Source organism: Streptomyces sp. NPDC058373 (assembly GCF_042723275.1).
Taxonomy (GTDB): Bacteria; Actinomycetota; Actinomycetes; order Streptomycetales; family Streptomycetaceae; genus Streptomyces.
Window position 1 is genome coordinate 1 of sequence record NZ_JBHXJE010000077.1, and the last position, 15255, is coordinate 15255.

Below are 15255 nucleotides of genomic sequence, written 5' to 3' on the forward strand. Positions count from 1 at the left end.
TTTGCTCGCCGCGGCGCGGCCCACTCCGCGTGGTGCCCACGCGCCCGTGCGATAACGTGTCGGCGCGCCCGGGGCGCCGCGGGCCCCCCCCCCCCCGACGCGCCCCTTCGGCTCCCGAAGCCGGCTTGTCGCGGTGGGCCGGTGTAGGGGCACTCAGGCAAGGAGGGGAGGGGGCGTATGCGGCAGTTGGTCGGGGGCGGCTGGAGATCGTTGTCCGGGGGTGGGGGCGATGCTCCGCTTCGGGGCTGTTTGCCCGGCGTGGGCAGGGCGAACGCGCCTCCGGCCACGGAGCCTTCACGGTGGCCCGACTTTCGGTCCAGGGGCCCGGCCTGGAATAGTTCCCCCCGATGTTCGACATCCCTAGACTCCCCATCCACGGGGGCTAATCGGGGGACAACTCAGTGGGGCTGGAGTGCCGGAACTCGTACTGGAAGTGAACGGACGGACCTGGACGCTCGACGCGTCCCGGCCATACACCCTCGGACGCGATCCGCAAGGGGATATCGCACTCGACGACGCCAGGGTCTCCTGGCGGCACGCGTCGATCAGCTGGAGGGGCGGCAGCTGGGTCATCGAGGACCACGGCTCCACCAACGGCACCTTCGTCGAAGGGCGCCGCGTCCAGCAGCAGGAAATCGGTCCGGGCTCGGCCGTCAACCTCGGCAACGCCACCGACGGACCGCGCCTGAACCTCGGCGGCGCCGCACAGGCCGCCGCACCGCGGGCCCACCAGCAGCCCGCGCAGCACCACGCGCCCGCGCAGCAGCAGGCGGGAGGCTGGGCGGCGCAGGCCCCGGCGCCCGAGCAGCAGCCGGCGCCCGGGCAGTCCCCGCAGTACGGCCAGGAGCAGTACGCGCAGGACCCGTACGCACAGCAGCAGTACGCACAGCAGGACTGGCCGCAGCAAGGGCAGGCGCCGCACGCCGCGCAGGCGCACGTGCCGGCGCAGGGCGGGCAGCAGCAAGGGGGCGAGCCGGTCTACGGCGACCGCAGCCCGACCACGTTCCACCAGGTCGCCCTCGGCCGCAAGATGCGGATCGGCCGTGCGCTGGAGAACGAGCTGGTCGTCTCCGACCTGCAGGTGTCGCGGCTGCACGCGGAGTTCACCGCGACGCCCGACGGCCGCTTCGAACTGCGCGACCTCGGCTCGCACAACGGCACGTACCTCAACGGCCAGCCGATCCCGAAGTCGGGCACCGCGCTGATCGGGCCGAACGACATCGTCGGTGTCGGCCACTCGACGTTCCGGCTGGTGGGGGACCGGCTGGAGGAGTTCGTCGACACCGGTGAGGTGTCCTTCTCCGCCCGCCACCTCACGGTCACCGTCGACGGCGGCAAGCAGATCCTCAAGGACGTCTCCTTCGGCGTCCCGGAGAAGTCGGTCATCGCGGTGATCGGCCCCTCCGGCTCCGGCAAGTCCACCCTGCTCAAGGCGCTCACCGGTTACCGGCCCGCCGACCAGGGCGACGTCCTCTACGACAACCGGAACCTCTACAAGCAGTTCGCCGAGTTGCGGCAGCGCATCGGTCTGGTCCCGCAGGACGACATCCTGCACAAGGAGCTGACCGTCAAGAAGGCCCTCAAGTACGCGGCCAAGCTCCGCTTCCCGGCCGACACCACGGAGGCCGAGCGGCAGTCCCGGATCGACGAGGTCCTCGGTGAGCTGAAGCTCGACCTCCACAAGGAGAAGAAGGTCACCTCCCTCTCCGGCGGTCAGCGCAAGCGCGTCTCGGTCGCCCTGGAGCTGCTGACCAAGCCCTCGCTGATCTTCCTGGACGAGCCGACCTCCGGCCTCGACCCGGGCATGGACCGCGACGTCATGCAGCTGCTGCGCGGCCTCGCCGACGACGGCCGCACCGTCCTGGTCGTCACCCACTCGGTGGCCGAGCTGGCGCTCTGCGACAAGCTCCTGGTGATGGCGCCCGGCGGCTCCGTGGCGTACTTCGGTCCGCCCGAGGAGGCGCTGAACTTCTTCGGCTACCAGACCTGGGCCGACGTCTTCTCCGCCTTCGAGAACTACCGCGACTACGACTGGGCGGGCCGCTGGAAGGGATCGCAGCACTACCAGATGTACGCGGCCGACATCGACGCCGTCGCCTCCCACCCGAGCGAGGTCCCGTCGGCCGAGGCGATCCGCCCGCCCAAGCCGCAGGCGTGGGGCTCGCAGCTGATGACGCTGATCCGCAGATACGCCTCGGTGATCGCCTCCGACAAGGGGTTCATGGGGCTGATGCTGGCGCTGCCCGCGGTGCTCGGCGTGGTCTCCACGGTCATCCCGGCCGACTTCGGCCTGGCCGCGCCGACACCTCCGGCGACCTTCAACAGCACCGCCGGAACAATCATGCTCATCATCATGGTCGGCATGTGCTTCTCCGGCGCCGCCAACTCGGTCCGCGAGCTGATCAAGGAACGCGTCATCTACGAACGGGAACGGGCCACCGGCCTCTCCCGCTCGGCGTACCTGATGTCGAAGGTCATCGTCCTCGGCGTGATCACAGCCGTGCAGGGCGTCATCATCTGCGCGATCGGCTTCATCCCGCGCGAGCTGCCCGAAGAGGGCCTGATGATGCCCCCGGCCGTCGAGCTGTGCCTGGTCGTCATCGCCCTCGGCTTCACCTCGATGATGTTCGGCCTGGTCATCTCCTCGCTGGTGAAGACCTCCGAGAAGACCATGCCGCTGCTGGTGATGTTCGCGATCGTCCAGGTCGTCTTCACCGGCGTCCTCTTCAAGGTCTTCGGCTCGCCGGGGCTGGAGCAGGTCGCCTGGCTGATGCCCTCGCGCTGGGCGATGTCCGGCGCCGCGTCGACCCTGGACCTGGCCCACCTCATGCCGCCGTGGGACCGCGAGAACCCGACCGACCTCGACCCGCTCTGGGAGTCCACCGTCGCCCAGTGGGGGATCAACGTCGGCGTACTCCTGGTGATGGCCGCGATCTGCGGCTTCGCCGTGGCCCGGCTGCTGCGCCGCCACGAGCCCGAGGTCATGCGCAAGTGACCCGGTGAGACGTCAGGGGCCGCGCCGCCGGGAAGCGGCCCCTGGCGCGCCGCGAGGGCGGCACCCGGAATCGGGTGCCGCCCTCACTGCTGTCCTCGTGTGCGGAACACATCTCCGCGAGAGGTCCGGATCAGTACGCGCTGTCGACGTTGTCGATGGTGCCGTACCGGTCGGCCGCGTAGTTGGCGGCGGCGGTGATGTTGGCGACCGGGTCGTACAGGTCGTGCTTGGTGCCGGCGACGTGGTAGGCGTCGAAGGTCGGCTGGATGACCTGGAGCAGGCCCTTCGACGGGACACCGTTGATGGCGTTGATGTCCCAGTTGTTGATGGCCTGCGGGTTGCCGGAGGACTCCCGCATGATGTTGCGGTGCAGACCCTCGTAGGAGCCGGGGATGCCCTTGTCCTGCATGATGTCGAGGGCCTCGTTGATCCAGCCGTCGAGGTTGTTGGCGTAGGCCGGCTTGGAGCGCTCGGCGGAGCGGCTCGCCGATTCCTCCGACTTCCGCTCGTTGGCGGCCTTCTTCTCAGCCTCGGCCTTCTTCGCGGCCTCGGCCTTCTTCGCGGCTTCGACCTTCTTGGCCTCAGCGGCTGCGGACTTCGCGCCCTGGTAGGCGACGACCTGCTGCTGGGCGACGTGGTCGCTCAGCTCGGAGCTCTGCTCCCACTGCTTGGCGGTCGACCAGGCGGGGGCCGCGGCGGAGTGGGAGGCGGCGACAGGCTCGATCTCGGTCGAGGACGAGCCCGGAACGAGGGAGACCGTCAGGGCGGTGATGCCCGCGGTGGCGACACCGGCGATGGAGATCTTCTGGTTTCGGGTCAGCGTGTTCAGACCGAGAATGCGGGACTGCGTCATGGGGAAGGACCTCTTCGTGTAGCGGAGGTCGCTCTCGGCTCGGCGGGGACAGTTGCGATGTTCCGGCACTAACGCTGCGGGGCGGTTGGCCCGTCGCAGCGCCGAGCGACGTGAGCCATTGTTAGCGGCCGCAAAAATGCGTGGCAATGATGTGACGTACGAAGCCAGGTAGTGGACACGGGGCGCGAAGCCTCCGCGCTTGTCCCTTTTACGCCTCGCCAAACCAGGCTTTTCGGTCCACTAAGCCGCTTCGTACGTGACCTGGGCCCTATGCCGGGCCTCACAGGCCGACCCCCTCGATCTCACGTTTCGTTGCCACTGCAACGCTTTCCGTGACCGATTTCGAGGGGGTTTCGCGGGTCTGGTCGATTCCAGGCGGTCTGGGCGCCCGGACCACGCCTGCCCGGCTCGCCCCGGGCCATGCATGGAGGCGACGGCCGGTGTCGCGCACGAGGGGCGTGAGGGCGCCTCCCCTCTCTCGTCTCTTGTCTCCCGGGCGGGCGGCTGGCGGCCGCCCGGGAGACAAGGGCGCGGGCGCCATGGCCCGCTTACGCGCCGACGTCCCGTAGACGGTCGTACGGCCGATCCCCCCCCGTCCCCAAAGGGGCGGGGCACCGCCCCGGAGCCTCGCCCGCTTCCTGGGCCTCACCCCGCCCTCAGCCCCAGCCACCCCCCTGATCCCCCGCACCAGCAGATGCACGTCCCCGAACTCGTGCCACAGCAGCCGCTCCCGCACCGCGGCCTCGTACCCCCGCTCCACGGCGGCCGCGCCCGCCACCGCCTCCAGCATCAGCAGGTGCGAGGCCTCGGGCTCGCGCAGGCCGGTCAGCAGGCCGTCCACCACACGCACCCCGCGCTCAGGGGTCACCACCAGATCCGTCCAGCCGGAGGCCGCCCGGACCCGGCCGTCGGGGGCAACCGCCGACTCCAGGGCCCGTACCGCGGTCGTGCCCACCGCGATCACCCGGCCGCCCCCGGCGCGTACCGCGTTGACCAGCCATGCCGCGTGGGCCGACACCGCGTACCGCTCGGGGTACGGCGGCTCGTGCGCCTCGGCCGACGCCACCCCCGTGTGCAGCGTCACCGGGGCGAACTGCACCCCCGCCCGGACCAGCTCCGTCACCGTCCGTGCCGTGGAGGGGCGGCCCGCGCTCGGCATCTCCGCCGACGCGCCGCCGTCCTCCCCGGCCGCCGAGAACACCGTCCGGTACGCCGCGAGGGGCTGGTCCCGCGCCGTGTACGCGTACCGGACCGGCCGCCCGTGCCGGTGCAACCACGCCACCACCGCCGACCCGGCGCCCTCACCCGTCGGCACCCCGAACCCCTCCGCCCGCTCCCACCACAGCCGTCCGGCGCCCGGAACCAGCGGTTCCAGCAGCTCCAGGCGCGCTCCGCCCGCCAGCGCCACCACGGCTCCCGCTCCTCCACCGGCACCCGGGCCGACAGCTCCTCCGGGACCCGCCCCACCACGGCCCGGGCGCTCACCGCCCCGCCTCCGCCGAGGACCGCTCCAGCAGCGCCGCCGCCGTGTACGGCCCGCTCGCGGGCCGCTCCGCCAGCAGCCGCAGGAACGCCGGGACCACCGACTCCGGCTCGGGCCGCGACGCCTCGTCCGGATCGTCCGGGACGGCGGCCCGTTAGAGCTCCGTTCGCAGATCACCCGGGTCCACCGCCCACACCCGCAGCCCCGACTCCTCCACACCCAGCACTGCCGACCAGTGGTCCAGCGCCGCCTTCGACGCCCCGTACCCGCCCCACGTCGGGTACGCCTCCACCGCCGCGTCCGAAGTCACCGAGACCACCGCGCCCGCCGGGGCCGACCGCAGCAGCGCCAGCGCCTCCCGTACCAGCCCGTGCGCCGCCACCACATTGGTCTCCAGCGCCTGCCGAAGCCGCACGGTTCCCAGCTCGGCCAGCCCCACCAGCGGGCTCGCCCCCAGCGCGCTGGCGTTGTTGACCAGCAGGTCCACCCCGCCGAGCCCGCGCGCGGCCGCCACCACCTCGCTCCGGTGCCCGGCGTCGGCCACGTTTCCGGCCACCGTCCGCACCGCGGCGCCGCGCTCCTCGGCCGCCCGCCCCGCCTCCACCAGCGCCCCGGCGCCCCGCGCCGTCAGCACCAGCGACCAGCCCCGCTCCGCCAGCGCCAGGGCGAGCGCCCGCCCCAGCCCCTTCGAACCACCCGTGATGACCGCCACCGGCATGATCGTCCCCTCCACTTGCGTCGGCTTCTCGTACGTACGCGCGCCGGCTGCTCGCCGACCCCGGCAGCACGGCGTCGACGACGCCTCACGGGCCGTCACCGCCACCGGCCCGCCCACCGTAGGAACGTGACCCCCGTCACCGCCTCCGCCACCCGCCCCAGCCGGCCAGGGCACTTCGCCCTAGGCGCGCCCCGCGGCGGCCTAGGCCCACGGCCCCGGCCACCCGGACCCCCGGACCGATACGCCCGCCCCCGCCCGCCGGTAGCGTGACCGCATGACCGACCCCACGAGCCCCGGCAGGACCGGCGGCCGGCCGCCCGGCGCCGGGCTCCTCGCGGTGAGCTCCGCGCTGCTCGCGATGAGCCGCCCCCTGGAGGTCCGCGACGTCCTCAAGACGATCGTCGCCTCCGCCCGCGAACTCCTCGACGCCGAGTACGCCGCCCTCGGCGTCCCCGACGACCACGGCGGCTTCGCCCAGTTCGTCGTCGACGGCGTCAGCGACGCCCAGTGGAAGGCGATCGGGCCGCTCCCGCGCCAGCACGGCATCCTCGCCGCGATGCTCCACGACGACCACCCACAGCGGCTCGCCGACGTCCGCGAGGACCCCCGCTTCTGCGGCTGGCCCGACGCCCACCCGGAGATGTCCGACTTCCTCGGCCTGCCCATCCGCGACGGCGACCGCAGCATCGGCGCCCTCTACCTCGCCAACAAGCGCTGCCCCAAACCCGAGGGGAGCTGCGGCTTCACCGAGGCCGACGAGGAACTCCTGTCGATCCTCGCCCAGCACGCGGCGATCGCCCTCACCAACGCCCGCCTCTACGAGCGCAGCCGCGAGCTCACCATCGCCGAGGAACGCTCCCGCCTCGCCCACGAACTCCACGACGCCGTCAGCCAGAAGCTCTTCTCGCTCCGCCTCACCGCCCAGGCCGCCACCGCCCTGGTCGACCGTGACCCGCACCGCGCCAAGGAGGAGCTCCACCAGGTCGCCGCGCTGGCCGCCGAGGCCGCCGAGGAACTCCGCGCCGCCGTCGTCGAACTGCGCCCCGCCGCCCTTGACGAGGACGGCCTCGTCGCCACCCTGCGCACCCAGGTCCAGGTCCTCGACCGGGCCCACGCCGCCCGCGTCACCTTCACCTCCACCGGGGCCCGCGCGCTCCCCGCCGCCCAGGAGGAGGCCGTCCTGCGGGTGGCCCAGGAGGCGCTGCACAACGCGCTGCGCCACTCCGGCGGCGCCCACGTCGACGTGGCCCTGGAGCGGAAGGGGAGCGGCGCCCTGCTGACCGTGCGCGACGACGGCCGCGGGTTCGACCCCGGCGCCACCCGGGAAGCCGGACGGCATCTGGGCCTGGTCTCCATGCGGGACCGGGCCGGCGGCGTGGGCGGCCGCCTCACCGTGCACGCGGAGCCCGGCAGGGGCACCACGATCGAGATGGAGGTACCCGGTGGCTGACACCGAGCGCGAGGAACGGCACACGCACGTCATCCGGGTCCTCCTCGTCGACGACCACCAGGTGGTCCGCCGCGGCCTGCGCACCTTCCTGGAGGTGCAGCACGACATCGAGGTGGTCGGCGAGGCCGGGGACGGTGCCGAAGGGGTGGCCCGCGCCGAGGAACTCCAGCCCGACGTCGTCCTGATGGACGTCAAGATGCCCGGCATGGACGGCGTGGAGGCCCTGCGCCGGCTGCGCGAACTGGCCAACCCGGCCCGCGTCCTGGTCGTCACCAGCTTCACCGAGCAGCGCACCGTGGTCCCCGCCCTGCGCGCCGGAGCAGGGGGATACGTCTACAAGGACGTCGACCCCGAGGCGCTGGCCCGCGCCATCCGCTCCGTCCACGCCGGCCACGTCCTCCTCCAGCCCGAGGTCGCCGGCGCCCTCCTCAGCCAGGACGAGAACGGACACGGCCAGGGCCGCGGCGGCTCCCTGACCGAACGCGAACGGGAGGTGCTCGGCCTGATCGCCGACGGCCGCTCCAACCGCGAGATCGCCCGCGCCCTCGTCCTCTCCGAGAAGACGGTGAAGACCCACGTCTCGAACATCCTGATGAAACTCGACCTCGCCGACCGCACCCAGGCCGCCCTCTGGGCCGTACGCCACGGCATGGCACGCTGACGACCTGCGGAAAACATCCCGGCCGGGCGCCGTCGGCGGACCCGGTTCCCGGCCGGGATGAGATTCATACTGTCGGGTGGATGTCACCCGGACGGCGTATCCCGTGAGGGCGCTCCGCGTTCTTGAGGACGAGCCGTGGCGGCCGGCCGCGGCCCACGTCTACGAGGAGTACGCAGTGAGCAAGTTCAAGAAGGCCGCCGCCCTCACCATGGTCGCGGGCGGCATCGTCGCCGCGGGCGCGGGCGCGGCCTCCGCCACCGACGGCGCCCACGCGGGCGGCCACGCCGTCCACTCCCCGGGCGTCGGCTCGGGCAATCTCGTCCAGGTCCCCGTCCAGGTCCCGGTCAACGTCGTGGGCAACACCGTGAACGTCATCGGGCTCCTCAACCCCGCCTTCGGCAACCTCGGCCTCAACGGCTGACCCGCGCCGCAGCACCGCGACGGCCCCTCGGCTTCCCCCGAGGGGCCGTCGCCCTGCCCGCGCCACCGACCCGCGCCACCGCGGATCAGCCCTCCGTGGCCGCCCCGTACGCCGCCACCTTCGCCCGCCGCGCGGTCCGCTCCACCGGCCGCAGCGCCTCGGCCCGCGCCGCCATCTCCGCCGCGCTCACCGCCCCGCCGTGCCCGCTGCGCTCCGCCAGTTCCACCAGCAGCGCCACCCGGTCGGCCAACTCCAGTACCCGCACCGCCCGCTGGGGGTATCCGGGGGCCAGCGCGTCCTTCGCACCGGCGTGCGCCCGCGCCCGGTACGCGTCCAGCGCCGCATCCGCGACCGGCCCCGAACCGGCCACGTCGAGCCGCGCCAGCACCTCCGTCGCCTCCCGCAACGCCTGCGCCAGCTCCCGCTCCGCCTCCCCGAGCGAGGGCACGTCGGCGGGCGGCGCCTCCCGCACCGGCAGGCAGTGCCAGACCACCTCCACGTGCACATCCCCCTCGGGCCCCGCCGCTGCCACCTCCGGCACGAGCCCGACCGCGGCTCCCACCGTCACCACGGCCTCCTCGGCCTCCATCGCCCGCTCGTTGAACTCCGGGGGCCCGCTCAGCCCCAGCGGATGGCCCGGCACCGGCAGCGCCACCCGGAAACCCGTCGCCCCCAGCGCCCGCAACCGCCCCAGCGCCAGGGTCAGCCCGACCGGCTCCGGCTCACCCGGCAGCCCGACGACGCGATGGCGCGCGTCCTCTCCGACGATGGCCGACGCGGCGTCATCAGGGGACACCAATCCGGCAAGAAGGGCATTTCCCCATGCCGCCAACAGTCCTGAACGAGGTTCGGTGAGCATCCCCCCACCCTAAGGACAGGAGGGGGGACGGCACCGCTCGGCGGGTGGCGTAGGTTTGTACGGGGGCCCGCGTCCCGGAGGTCCGAAGGCGCGAGCTGAACACCGAGACTGCAATGGGAGACAACGCGCTCATGAGCGATGTGCTGGAGCTGGTGGACGTATCCGTGGTCCGCGAGGGCCGGGCTCTGGTGGACCAGGTCTCCTGGTCGGTGAAGGAGGGGGAGCGCTGGGTCATCCTCGGACCCAACGGCGCGGGCAAGACCACCTTGCTCAACCTCGCCTCCAGCTACCTCTTCCCGAGCACCGGCACCGTCTCGATCCTCGGCGAGCAGCTCGGCAAGCCCGGCACGGACGTCTTCGAACTCCGCCCGCGCATCGGCGTCGCCGGGATCGCGCTGGCCGAAAAGCTCCCCAAGCGCCAGACGGTCCTCCAGACCGTCCTCACCGCGGCCTACGGCATGACCGCCGCCTGGCACGAGAACTACGAGGAGGTCGACCGCGAGCGCGCCCTCGCCTTCCTCGACCGCCTCGGGATGAACGAGCACCTGGACCGCAGGTTCGGCACCCTCTCCGAGGGCGAGCGCAAGCGCACCCTGATCGCCCGCGCCCTGATGACCGACCCCGAGCTCCTCCTCCTCGACGAGCCCGCCGCGGGCCTCGACCTCGGCGGCCGCGAGGACCTGGTCCGCCGCCTCGGCCGGCTGGCCCGCGACCCGATCGCCCCCTCGATGATCATGGTGACCCACCACGTCGAGGAGATCGCCCCCGGCTTCACCCACGTCCTCATGATCCGCCAGGGCCAGGTGCTCGCCGCCGGCCCCCTGGAGCTGGAACTCACCTCGCGCAACCTCTCCCGCTGCTTCGGCCTCCCCCTCGTGGTCGAGCAGCAGGACGACCGCTGGACCGCCCGCGGTCTCCCGATGCGCTGACCCTCCGCGTGACAGGGGCCCGAAAGGCCCCTGTCCCCGGACGGCCCCCGCGCCTACCATGAACGCGTGGACATCGACGCGTGGGTGTGGTGGCTCGTAGGCGCGGTCGCCCTCGGCATTCCGCTCGTGATGACGGCCATGCCGGAATTCGGCATGTTCGCCGTCGGAGCGGTCGCCGCGGCGATCACGGCAGGGCTCGGCGGCGGCATCGTCGCCCAGGTACTGGTCTTCGTGGTGGTCTCGGTGGCGCTGATCGCCGTCGTCCGCCCCATAGCGCGGCGCAACCGCGCCCTTTCCCCGGGCACGGTGACCGGCGTCGAGGCCCTCAAGGGCAGACAGGCCGTCGTGGTCGAGCGCGTCGACGGCTCCAGCGGCCGCATCAAGCTGGCCGGCGAGATCTGGTCGGCCCGCGCCCTCGACAGCGACCAGAGCTACGAGCCCGGCCACGAGGTCGACGTCGTGGAGATCGACGGCGCCACGGCCGTCGTCATGTGACCGGATCGGTCCCACGCACCGCCGACGTCTGACAGACTCGGCCTCCAAGATCCTCCCGCCCGTCCGGCGGGAGGAGGCGACAGCAGCCCGCGAAGGCACGGAAGGCACGGGGAGCCGCGATGGAACCGATCATCATCGTCCTGATCATTCTGGTGGTGCTCGTCTTCATCGCCCTGATCAAGACGATCCAGGTCATCCCGCAGGCCAGCGCCGCCATCGTCGAGCGCTTCGGCCGCTACACCCGCACGCTCAACGCGGGCCTCAACATCGTCGTCCCCTTCATCGACACGATCCGCAACCGCATCGACCTCCGCGAGCAGGTCGTGCCGTTCCCGCCGCAGCCGGTGATCACCCAGGACAACCTGGTCGTCAACATCGACACGGTCATCTACTACCAGGTGACCGACGCCAGGGCCGCCACCTACGAGGTGGCCAGCTACATCCAGGCCATCGAGCAACTCACCGTCACCACCCTCCGCAACATCATCGGCGGCATGGACCTGGAGCGGACGCTGACCTCCCGCGAGGAGATCAACGCGGCGCTCCGCGGCGTCCTGGACGAGGCCACCGGCAAGTGGGGCATCCGCGTCAACCGCGTCGAGCTGAAGGCGATCGAGCCGCCCACCTCCATCCAGGACTCGATGGAGAAGCAGATGCGCGCCGACCGCGACAAGCGCGCCGCCATCCTCCAGGCCGAGGGCGTCCGCCAGTCCGAGATCCTGCGGGCCGAGGGCGAGAAGCAGTCCGCGATCCTCCGCGCCGAGGGTGAGGCGCGCGCCGCCGCCCTCCGCGCGGAAGGCGAGGCCCAGGCGATCCGTACGGTGTTCGAGTCCATCCACGCCGGAGACCCGGACCAGAAGCTCCTCTCCTACCAGTACCTCCAGATGCTCCCGAAGATCGCCGAGGGCGACGCCAACAAGCTCTGGATCGTGCCCAGCGAGATCGGCGACGCGCTCAAGGGGCTCAGCGGAGCCTTCGGCAACCTCGGTGGCCTGGGCGGCCCCCCGGCCCCGGCCGCGCCGCAGCCGCCGGAGCGCATGGAGAAGCCGACCATCGACTGACCTCCCGCGCCACACACGTACGCCGAAGGGCCGTTCCCTGCTTCAGGGAGCGGCCCTTCACCTCGTACGCCCCTGGCTCAGGCCGCCGGGAGCGCCAGCCACTGCGGCAGGTCCTCGGTGCTGCCCCGGCCGAGCGCCAGCAGCATCGCGTCGGACGGCGTCGGCTCGAACGGCTGCCGCAGCAGCGGCATCCCGGCCTCCTCCGGCGTCCGGTCGGCCTTGCGGTGGTTGTCGGCCGGGCAGCACGCCACGGTGTTCAGCCACGAGTCCGCCCCGCCCTGCGACCTGGGCACCACGTGGTCCACCGTCGTCCCGCGCCCGCCGCAGTACGCGCACCGGTGCTGGTCGCGCACGAGCACCCCGCGCCGAGACCACGGCGCCCGTCTTCGGAACGGCACCCGTACGTACCGGCAGAGCCTGATCACCCGGGGCACCGGTATGTCGACCAGCGCGGCCCGCACCCGCTGGTCCGGGTGGACCATCTCCACCACGGCCTTGTCCTGGAGGACCAGCACCACGGCCCGGTTCCACGTCACCGTCGACAGCGGCTCGAAGCTCGCGTTCAGCACCAGCGTGTCCCGCATGTCCAGCCCACCTCCCGTGCGCCGCCCGCCCCTTGGCGGACCGCTACAACTCTGGCCGGGTGCGGCGCGGCGGACAACGCAATATCGGGGCCCGGCGCACCGGGCGGCCGTGGACACGGCGGCCACCCGACGAAAGAAAGCTGCCCGCCCGCGGCCACATTCATGACCACGGGCGGGCAGCAATCGGGAGAACGCCGCGCGCGAACGGGGAGCCGTACGGGACTCAGCCCTCGGCCGGCACCTCGTACTCGCCGATCAGCTGGGCACGACCCAGCGTGTGGAAGCGCAGGTTGAAGCCGACCACCGCCGGCGAGGAGTCCGCGTCGGCGTCCAGCCGCTCGGTGTCGACGGCGTACACCGTGAAGACGTACCGGTGCGAGCCGTCGCCGGGCGGCGGCGCGGCACCGACGAACTCCCGCGTCCCGTGGTCGTTCCGCGCGTGGACGGCGCCCTCCGGCAGCCCCGAGAAGCCCGGCGAGCCGGCGCCCGCGGGCAGCTCGGTCACCGAGGCCGGGATGTTGAAGAGCACCCAGTGCCAGAACCCGCTGCCGGTCGGCGCGTCCGGGTCGAAGCAGGTCACCGCGAAACTCTTCGTCCCGGCCGGGAAGCCCTCCCAGCGCAGCTGCGGCGACCGGTTGCCGACGGCCTGGACCTGCGCGTCGTCCAGCGTCGCGCCCGGCTTCACCTCGTCGCTCACCACGGTGAACGACGCCACCTCGGGCAGGAAGTCATGGGGGAGCGGGGGCCTGCTGTCACTCACGTGCGTACCTCCAGTACGGCTGTCGTTCCTGTCTGCCGCCGAGCCTAGAACCAGTTGCGCCGACTCCCGACCTCCGACAGCCACTGGTTGAGGTATCCCGCCCAGTCGGTGTTCTGGAAGTCGTGGAGACCCACCTGGAAGGAGCGGAAGGTGTCGCTGCTCTCGCTGAAGAGCCCGCCCTTCTTGTCCATCTCCAGGACGACGTCCATGGCCCGGTCGTCGGCGACGAAGCTGAGCTCCACCTGGTTCAGCCCGCGGTACTGGGACGGCGGGTAGAACTCGATCTCCTGGTAGAAGGGGAGGCGCTGACGCGTCCCCCTGATGTGCCCCTGCTCCATGTCCGCGTGCTTGAAACGGAATCCGAGCTGACCGAAGGCGTCGATGATCGCCTGCTGCGCGGGCAGCGGGTGCACGATCACCGGGTCGAGGTCGCCGGAGTCCACCGCGCGGGCGATGGCCAGCTCCGTCGTCACGCCGATGTTCATCCCCGGGAGCCGGTGCCCGGAGAAGACGGTGATCGGCGTCTCCCACGGGATCTCCAGCCCGAACGGCACCGTGTGCATCGCCTCGGCCGCCAGCTGGAACTCCCCGCCGAGCCGCATCTTGGCGAACTCGATGTCCCGCTTGTACTCCTGGTCCCCGCTCTCCACCTCGACACGGGCCTGCAGTCCCACGGAGAGCCCCTCGATCCGCTGGTCCACGGAACCGCCCTGGATGTGCACCTCGCCCTGGACGACACCGCCCGGTACGACGTTCACCTCCGTCAGCACCGTCTCCACGGAGGCACCCCCCGCGCCCAGACTCGCCAGCAGCCGCTTGAAAGCCATGTCGTGCTCCTCCCCCAGGCCGCGCCTGTGGTGTCGTCTTCTTCCTGCCGGTCAGAACGCGATCCGCGCCCGCCCGGTTCCGTAACCACCCCGAACGGCCGTCGCCCGCACGGCGCACGGCCGGCGGGGAACCACCTGGACTACGCTCGGATGCCATGATCGCGGCCCCTGACCGTACGCCCCTCAGCAGGTCCTTCTTCGACCGGCCCGTACAGGAGGTCGCCCCTGACCTCCTGGGACGCCTCCTTGTCCGCAACACCGACGACGGCCCCCTCGAACTACGCCTCACCGAGGTCGAGGCGTACGCGGGCCCCACCGACCCCGGCTCACACGCCTACCGGGGCCGCACCGCCCGCAACGACGTCATGTTCGGCCCCCCGGGCCATGTCTACGTCTACTTCACGTACGGCATGTGGCACTGCGTCAACCTGGTCTGCGGCTCCGACGGCGACCCCGGCGCCGTGTTGCTCCGCGCCGGAGAGGTCGTACGCGGTGCCGACCTGGCCCGCCCCCGCCGCCCGGCGGCCCGGCACGACCGCGAGCTGGCGAAGGGCCCGGCCCGCCTCGCCACGGCCTTGGACATCGACCGGGCTCTGGACGGCGCGGACGCCTGCGGCCTGCCCTCGGCGCCGCTGCGCGTACTGGCCGGCAGCCCGGTCGCCGCGGAGCAGGTACGGACCGGGCCCCGGACGGGGGTCGGGGGAGAAGGGGGTGTCCGACCGTGGCGGTTCTGGCAGGCGGACGACCGCACCGTCAGCCCGTACCGGGCCCACGCACCCCGGCGGCGGCCACGCACTTGACTTGCCCACGGCAGAGGTCTAACGTGGCCCGAGCCGCTGAACACGGTTCCGCTCCTCTGCGGGCCGAGGCGGCATCCACTACTCCAGCAACATCCCTTCGCCGGGTCTCTTCAGGCATGCCGAAAAGAATCCCGAATACCTCGATTATGAGGTGCGAAGAGAATCCGCTAACGTAGTGCCCAGCCGAAAGGCAAAGGCTCACCAACGGCCACCGGAGATGGAATCCGCACCGGAAACGGAACGGAAAAAAGATCTGGTAAGGTTGGAAACACGAAATACCGAAGGGAAGCGCCCGGAGGAAAGCCCGAGAGGGTGAGTACAAAGGAAGCGTCCGTTCCTTGAGAACTCAACAGCGTGCT

Annotated in this window: 14 protein-coding genes and 2 pseudogenes; 8 read left to right on the top strand and 8 right to left on the bottom strand. The window is 72.0% G+C overall.

Annotation, left to right across the window (positions count from 1 at the left end; genetic code table 11):
* Positions 1-433: 433 nt before the first annotated feature.
* Positions 434-2995, top strand: a complete 2562-nt coding sequence (locus tag ACFWMZ_RS27360) for an FHA domain-containing protein (protein ID WP_383204805.1) — start codon at positions 434-436, stop codon at positions 2993-2995.
* 130 nt (positions 2996-3125) lie between these two features.
* Here ACFWMZ_RS27360 and ACFWMZ_RS27365 read toward each other — a convergent pair whose 3' ends face one another.
* From ACFWMZ_RS27365 to ACFWMZ_RS27375, 3 genes and pseudogenes are all read right to left on the bottom strand, one after another.
* Positions 3126-3848 carry a transglycosylase SLT domain-containing protein gene (locus tag ACFWMZ_RS27365; protein WP_383179195.1) on the bottom strand — a complete coding sequence of 241 codons (723 nt, stop codon included), beginning with the start codon at positions 3846-3848 and terminating at the stop codon, positions 3126-3128.
* Between the two features lie 682 nt (positions 3849-4530).
* A pseudogene (locus ACFWMZ_RS27370) lies at positions 4531-5366 on the bottom strand (S-adenosylmethionine:tRNA ribosyltransferase-isomerase); the annotation flags it as partial.
* Positions 5330-6049, bottom strand: a pseudogene (locus tag ACFWMZ_RS27375) (SDR family NAD(P)-dependent oxidoreductase). The pseudogenes ACFWMZ_RS27370 and ACFWMZ_RS27375, both read right to left, overlap by 37 nt.
* A 274-nt stretch (positions 6050-6323) precedes the next feature.
* Between ACFWMZ_RS27375 and ACFWMZ_RS27380 the strand changes: the two are divergent.
* The 3 genes from ACFWMZ_RS27380 (at position 6324) to ACFWMZ_RS27390 (ending at position 8581) form a co-directional block, all read left to right on the top strand.
* The gene (locus ACFWMZ_RS27380; protein WP_383204808.1) at positions 6324-7499 is read left to right on the top strand and encodes a GAF domain-containing sensor histidine kinase; all 1176 of its coding nucleotides are present in this window, start codon (positions 6324-6326) and stop codon (positions 7497-7499) included.
* Entirely contained in the window at positions 7492-8160 is a 669-nt protein-coding gene (locus tag ACFWMZ_RS27385) for a response regulator (protein WP_383179189.1), read from the top strand. The genes ACFWMZ_RS27380 and ACFWMZ_RS27385 overlap by 8 nt, the downstream gene beginning before the upstream one ends.
* Before the next feature lie 175 nt (positions 8161-8335).
* Entirely contained in the window at positions 8336-8581 is a 246-nt protein-coding gene (locus tag ACFWMZ_RS27390) for a chaplin family protein (RefSeq protein ID WP_383204811.1), read from the top strand.
* An 85-nt stretch (positions 8582-8666) separates the two neighbouring features.
* On the opposite strand, the gene ACFWMZ_RS27395 is transcribed toward ACFWMZ_RS27390, so the two are convergent.
* Entirely contained in the window at positions 8667-9440 is a 774-nt protein-coding gene (locus ACFWMZ_RS27395; protein ID WP_383179183.1) for a hypothetical protein, read from the bottom strand.
* Positions 9441-9571: 131 nt separating this feature from the next.
* Here ACFWMZ_RS27395 and ACFWMZ_RS27400 point away from each other — a divergent pair, with 131 nt between their 5' ends.
* The 3 genes from ACFWMZ_RS27400 (at position 9572) to ACFWMZ_RS27410 (ending at position 11925) form a co-directional block, all read left to right on the top strand.
* Positions 9572-10369, top strand: coding sequence for an ABC transporter ATP-binding protein (locus tag ACFWMZ_RS27400; RefSeq protein ID WP_383179180.1), 798 nt, complete (start codon positions 9572-9574; stop codon positions 10367-10369).
* 66 nt (positions 10370-10435) lie between these two features.
* Entirely contained in the window at positions 10436-10864 is a 429-nt protein-coding gene (locus tag ACFWMZ_RS27405) for an NfeD family protein (RefSeq protein WP_383179177.1), read from the top strand.
* A gap of 119 nt (positions 10865-10983) precedes the next feature.
* Positions 10984-11925, top strand: coding sequence for an SPFH domain-containing protein (locus ACFWMZ_RS27410; protein WP_383179174.1), 942 nt, complete (start codon positions 10984-10986; stop codon positions 11923-11925).
* 77 nt (positions 11926-12002) lie between these two features.
* On the opposite strand, the gene ACFWMZ_RS27415 is transcribed toward ACFWMZ_RS27410, so the two are convergent.
* The 3 genes from ACFWMZ_RS27415 to ACFWMZ_RS27425 all read right to left on the bottom strand — a co-directional run bounded on the left by ACFWMZ_RS27415 (position 12003) and on the right by ACFWMZ_RS27425 (position 14096).
* On the bottom strand, positions 12003-12509 hold the full coding sequence (locus tag ACFWMZ_RS27415) for an HNH endonuclease (RefSeq protein WP_383179171.1): 507 nt from the start codon (positions 12507-12509) through the stop codon (positions 12003-12005).
* A 223-nt stretch (positions 12510-12732) separates the two neighbouring features.
* Positions 12733-13269 (bottom strand): YbhB/YbcL family Raf kinase inhibitor-like protein, encoded by a 537-nt coding sequence (locus tag ACFWMZ_RS27420; RefSeq protein WP_383179168.1) that lies wholly within the window; start codon positions 13267-13269, stop codon positions 12733-12735.
* A gap of 44 nt (positions 13270-13313) precedes the next feature.
* Positions 13314-14096 (bottom strand): sporulation protein, encoded by a 783-nt coding sequence (locus tag ACFWMZ_RS27425; protein WP_383179165.1) that lies wholly within the window; start codon positions 14094-14096, stop codon positions 13314-13316.
* Between the two features lie 155 nt (positions 14097-14251).
* On the opposite strand from ACFWMZ_RS27425, the gene ACFWMZ_RS27430 reads away from it, so the two are divergent.
* Positions 14252-14896 (top strand): DNA-3-methyladenine glycosylase, encoded by a 645-nt coding sequence (locus ACFWMZ_RS27430; RefSeq protein WP_383204814.1) that lies wholly within the window; start codon positions 14252-14254, stop codon positions 14894-14896.
* Between the two features lie 167 nt (positions 14897-15063).
* Here the strand turns inward: ACFWMZ_RS27430 and ACFWMZ_RS27435 are convergent.
* The coding region (locus ACFWMZ_RS27435; RefSeq protein WP_383204817.1) for a hypothetical protein at positions 15064-15255 on the bottom strand (192 nt) is incomplete at its 5' end.

Bases quoted from the DNA above. Each gene is read 5' to 3' on its own strand.
- ACFWMZ_RS27365 (WP_383179195.1), bottom strand. From the start codon at position 3,848: ATGACGCAGTCCCGCATTCTCGGTCTGAACACGCTGACCCGAAACCAG.
- ACFWMZ_RS27380 (WP_383204808.1), top strand. From the start codon at position 6,324: ATGACCGACCCCACGAGCCCCGGCAGGACCGGCGGCCGGCCGCCCGGC.
- ACFWMZ_RS27395 (WP_383179183.1), bottom strand. From the start codon at position 9,440: ATGCTCACCGAACCTCGTTCAGGACTGTTGGCGGCATGGGGAAATGCC.
- ACFWMZ_RS27400 (WP_383179180.1), top strand. From the start codon at position 9,572: ATGAGCGATGTGCTGGAGCTGGTGGACGTATCCGTGGTCCGCGAGGGC.
- ACFWMZ_RS27410 (WP_383179174.1), top strand. From the start codon at position 10,984: ATGGAACCGATCATCATCGTCCTGATCATTCTGGTGGTGCTCGTCTTC.
- ACFWMZ_RS27415 (WP_383179171.1), bottom strand. From the start codon at position 12,509: ATGCGGGACACGCTGGTGCTGAACGCGAGCTTCGAGCCGCTGTCGACG.
- ACFWMZ_RS27425 (WP_383179165.1), bottom strand. From the start codon at position 14,096: ATGGCTTTCAAGCGGCTGCTGGCGAGTCTGGGCGCGGGGGGTGCCTCC.
- ACFWMZ_RS27430 (WP_383204814.1), top strand. From the start codon at position 14,252: ATGATCGCGGCCCCTGACCGTACGCCCCTCAGCAGGTCCTTCTTCGAC.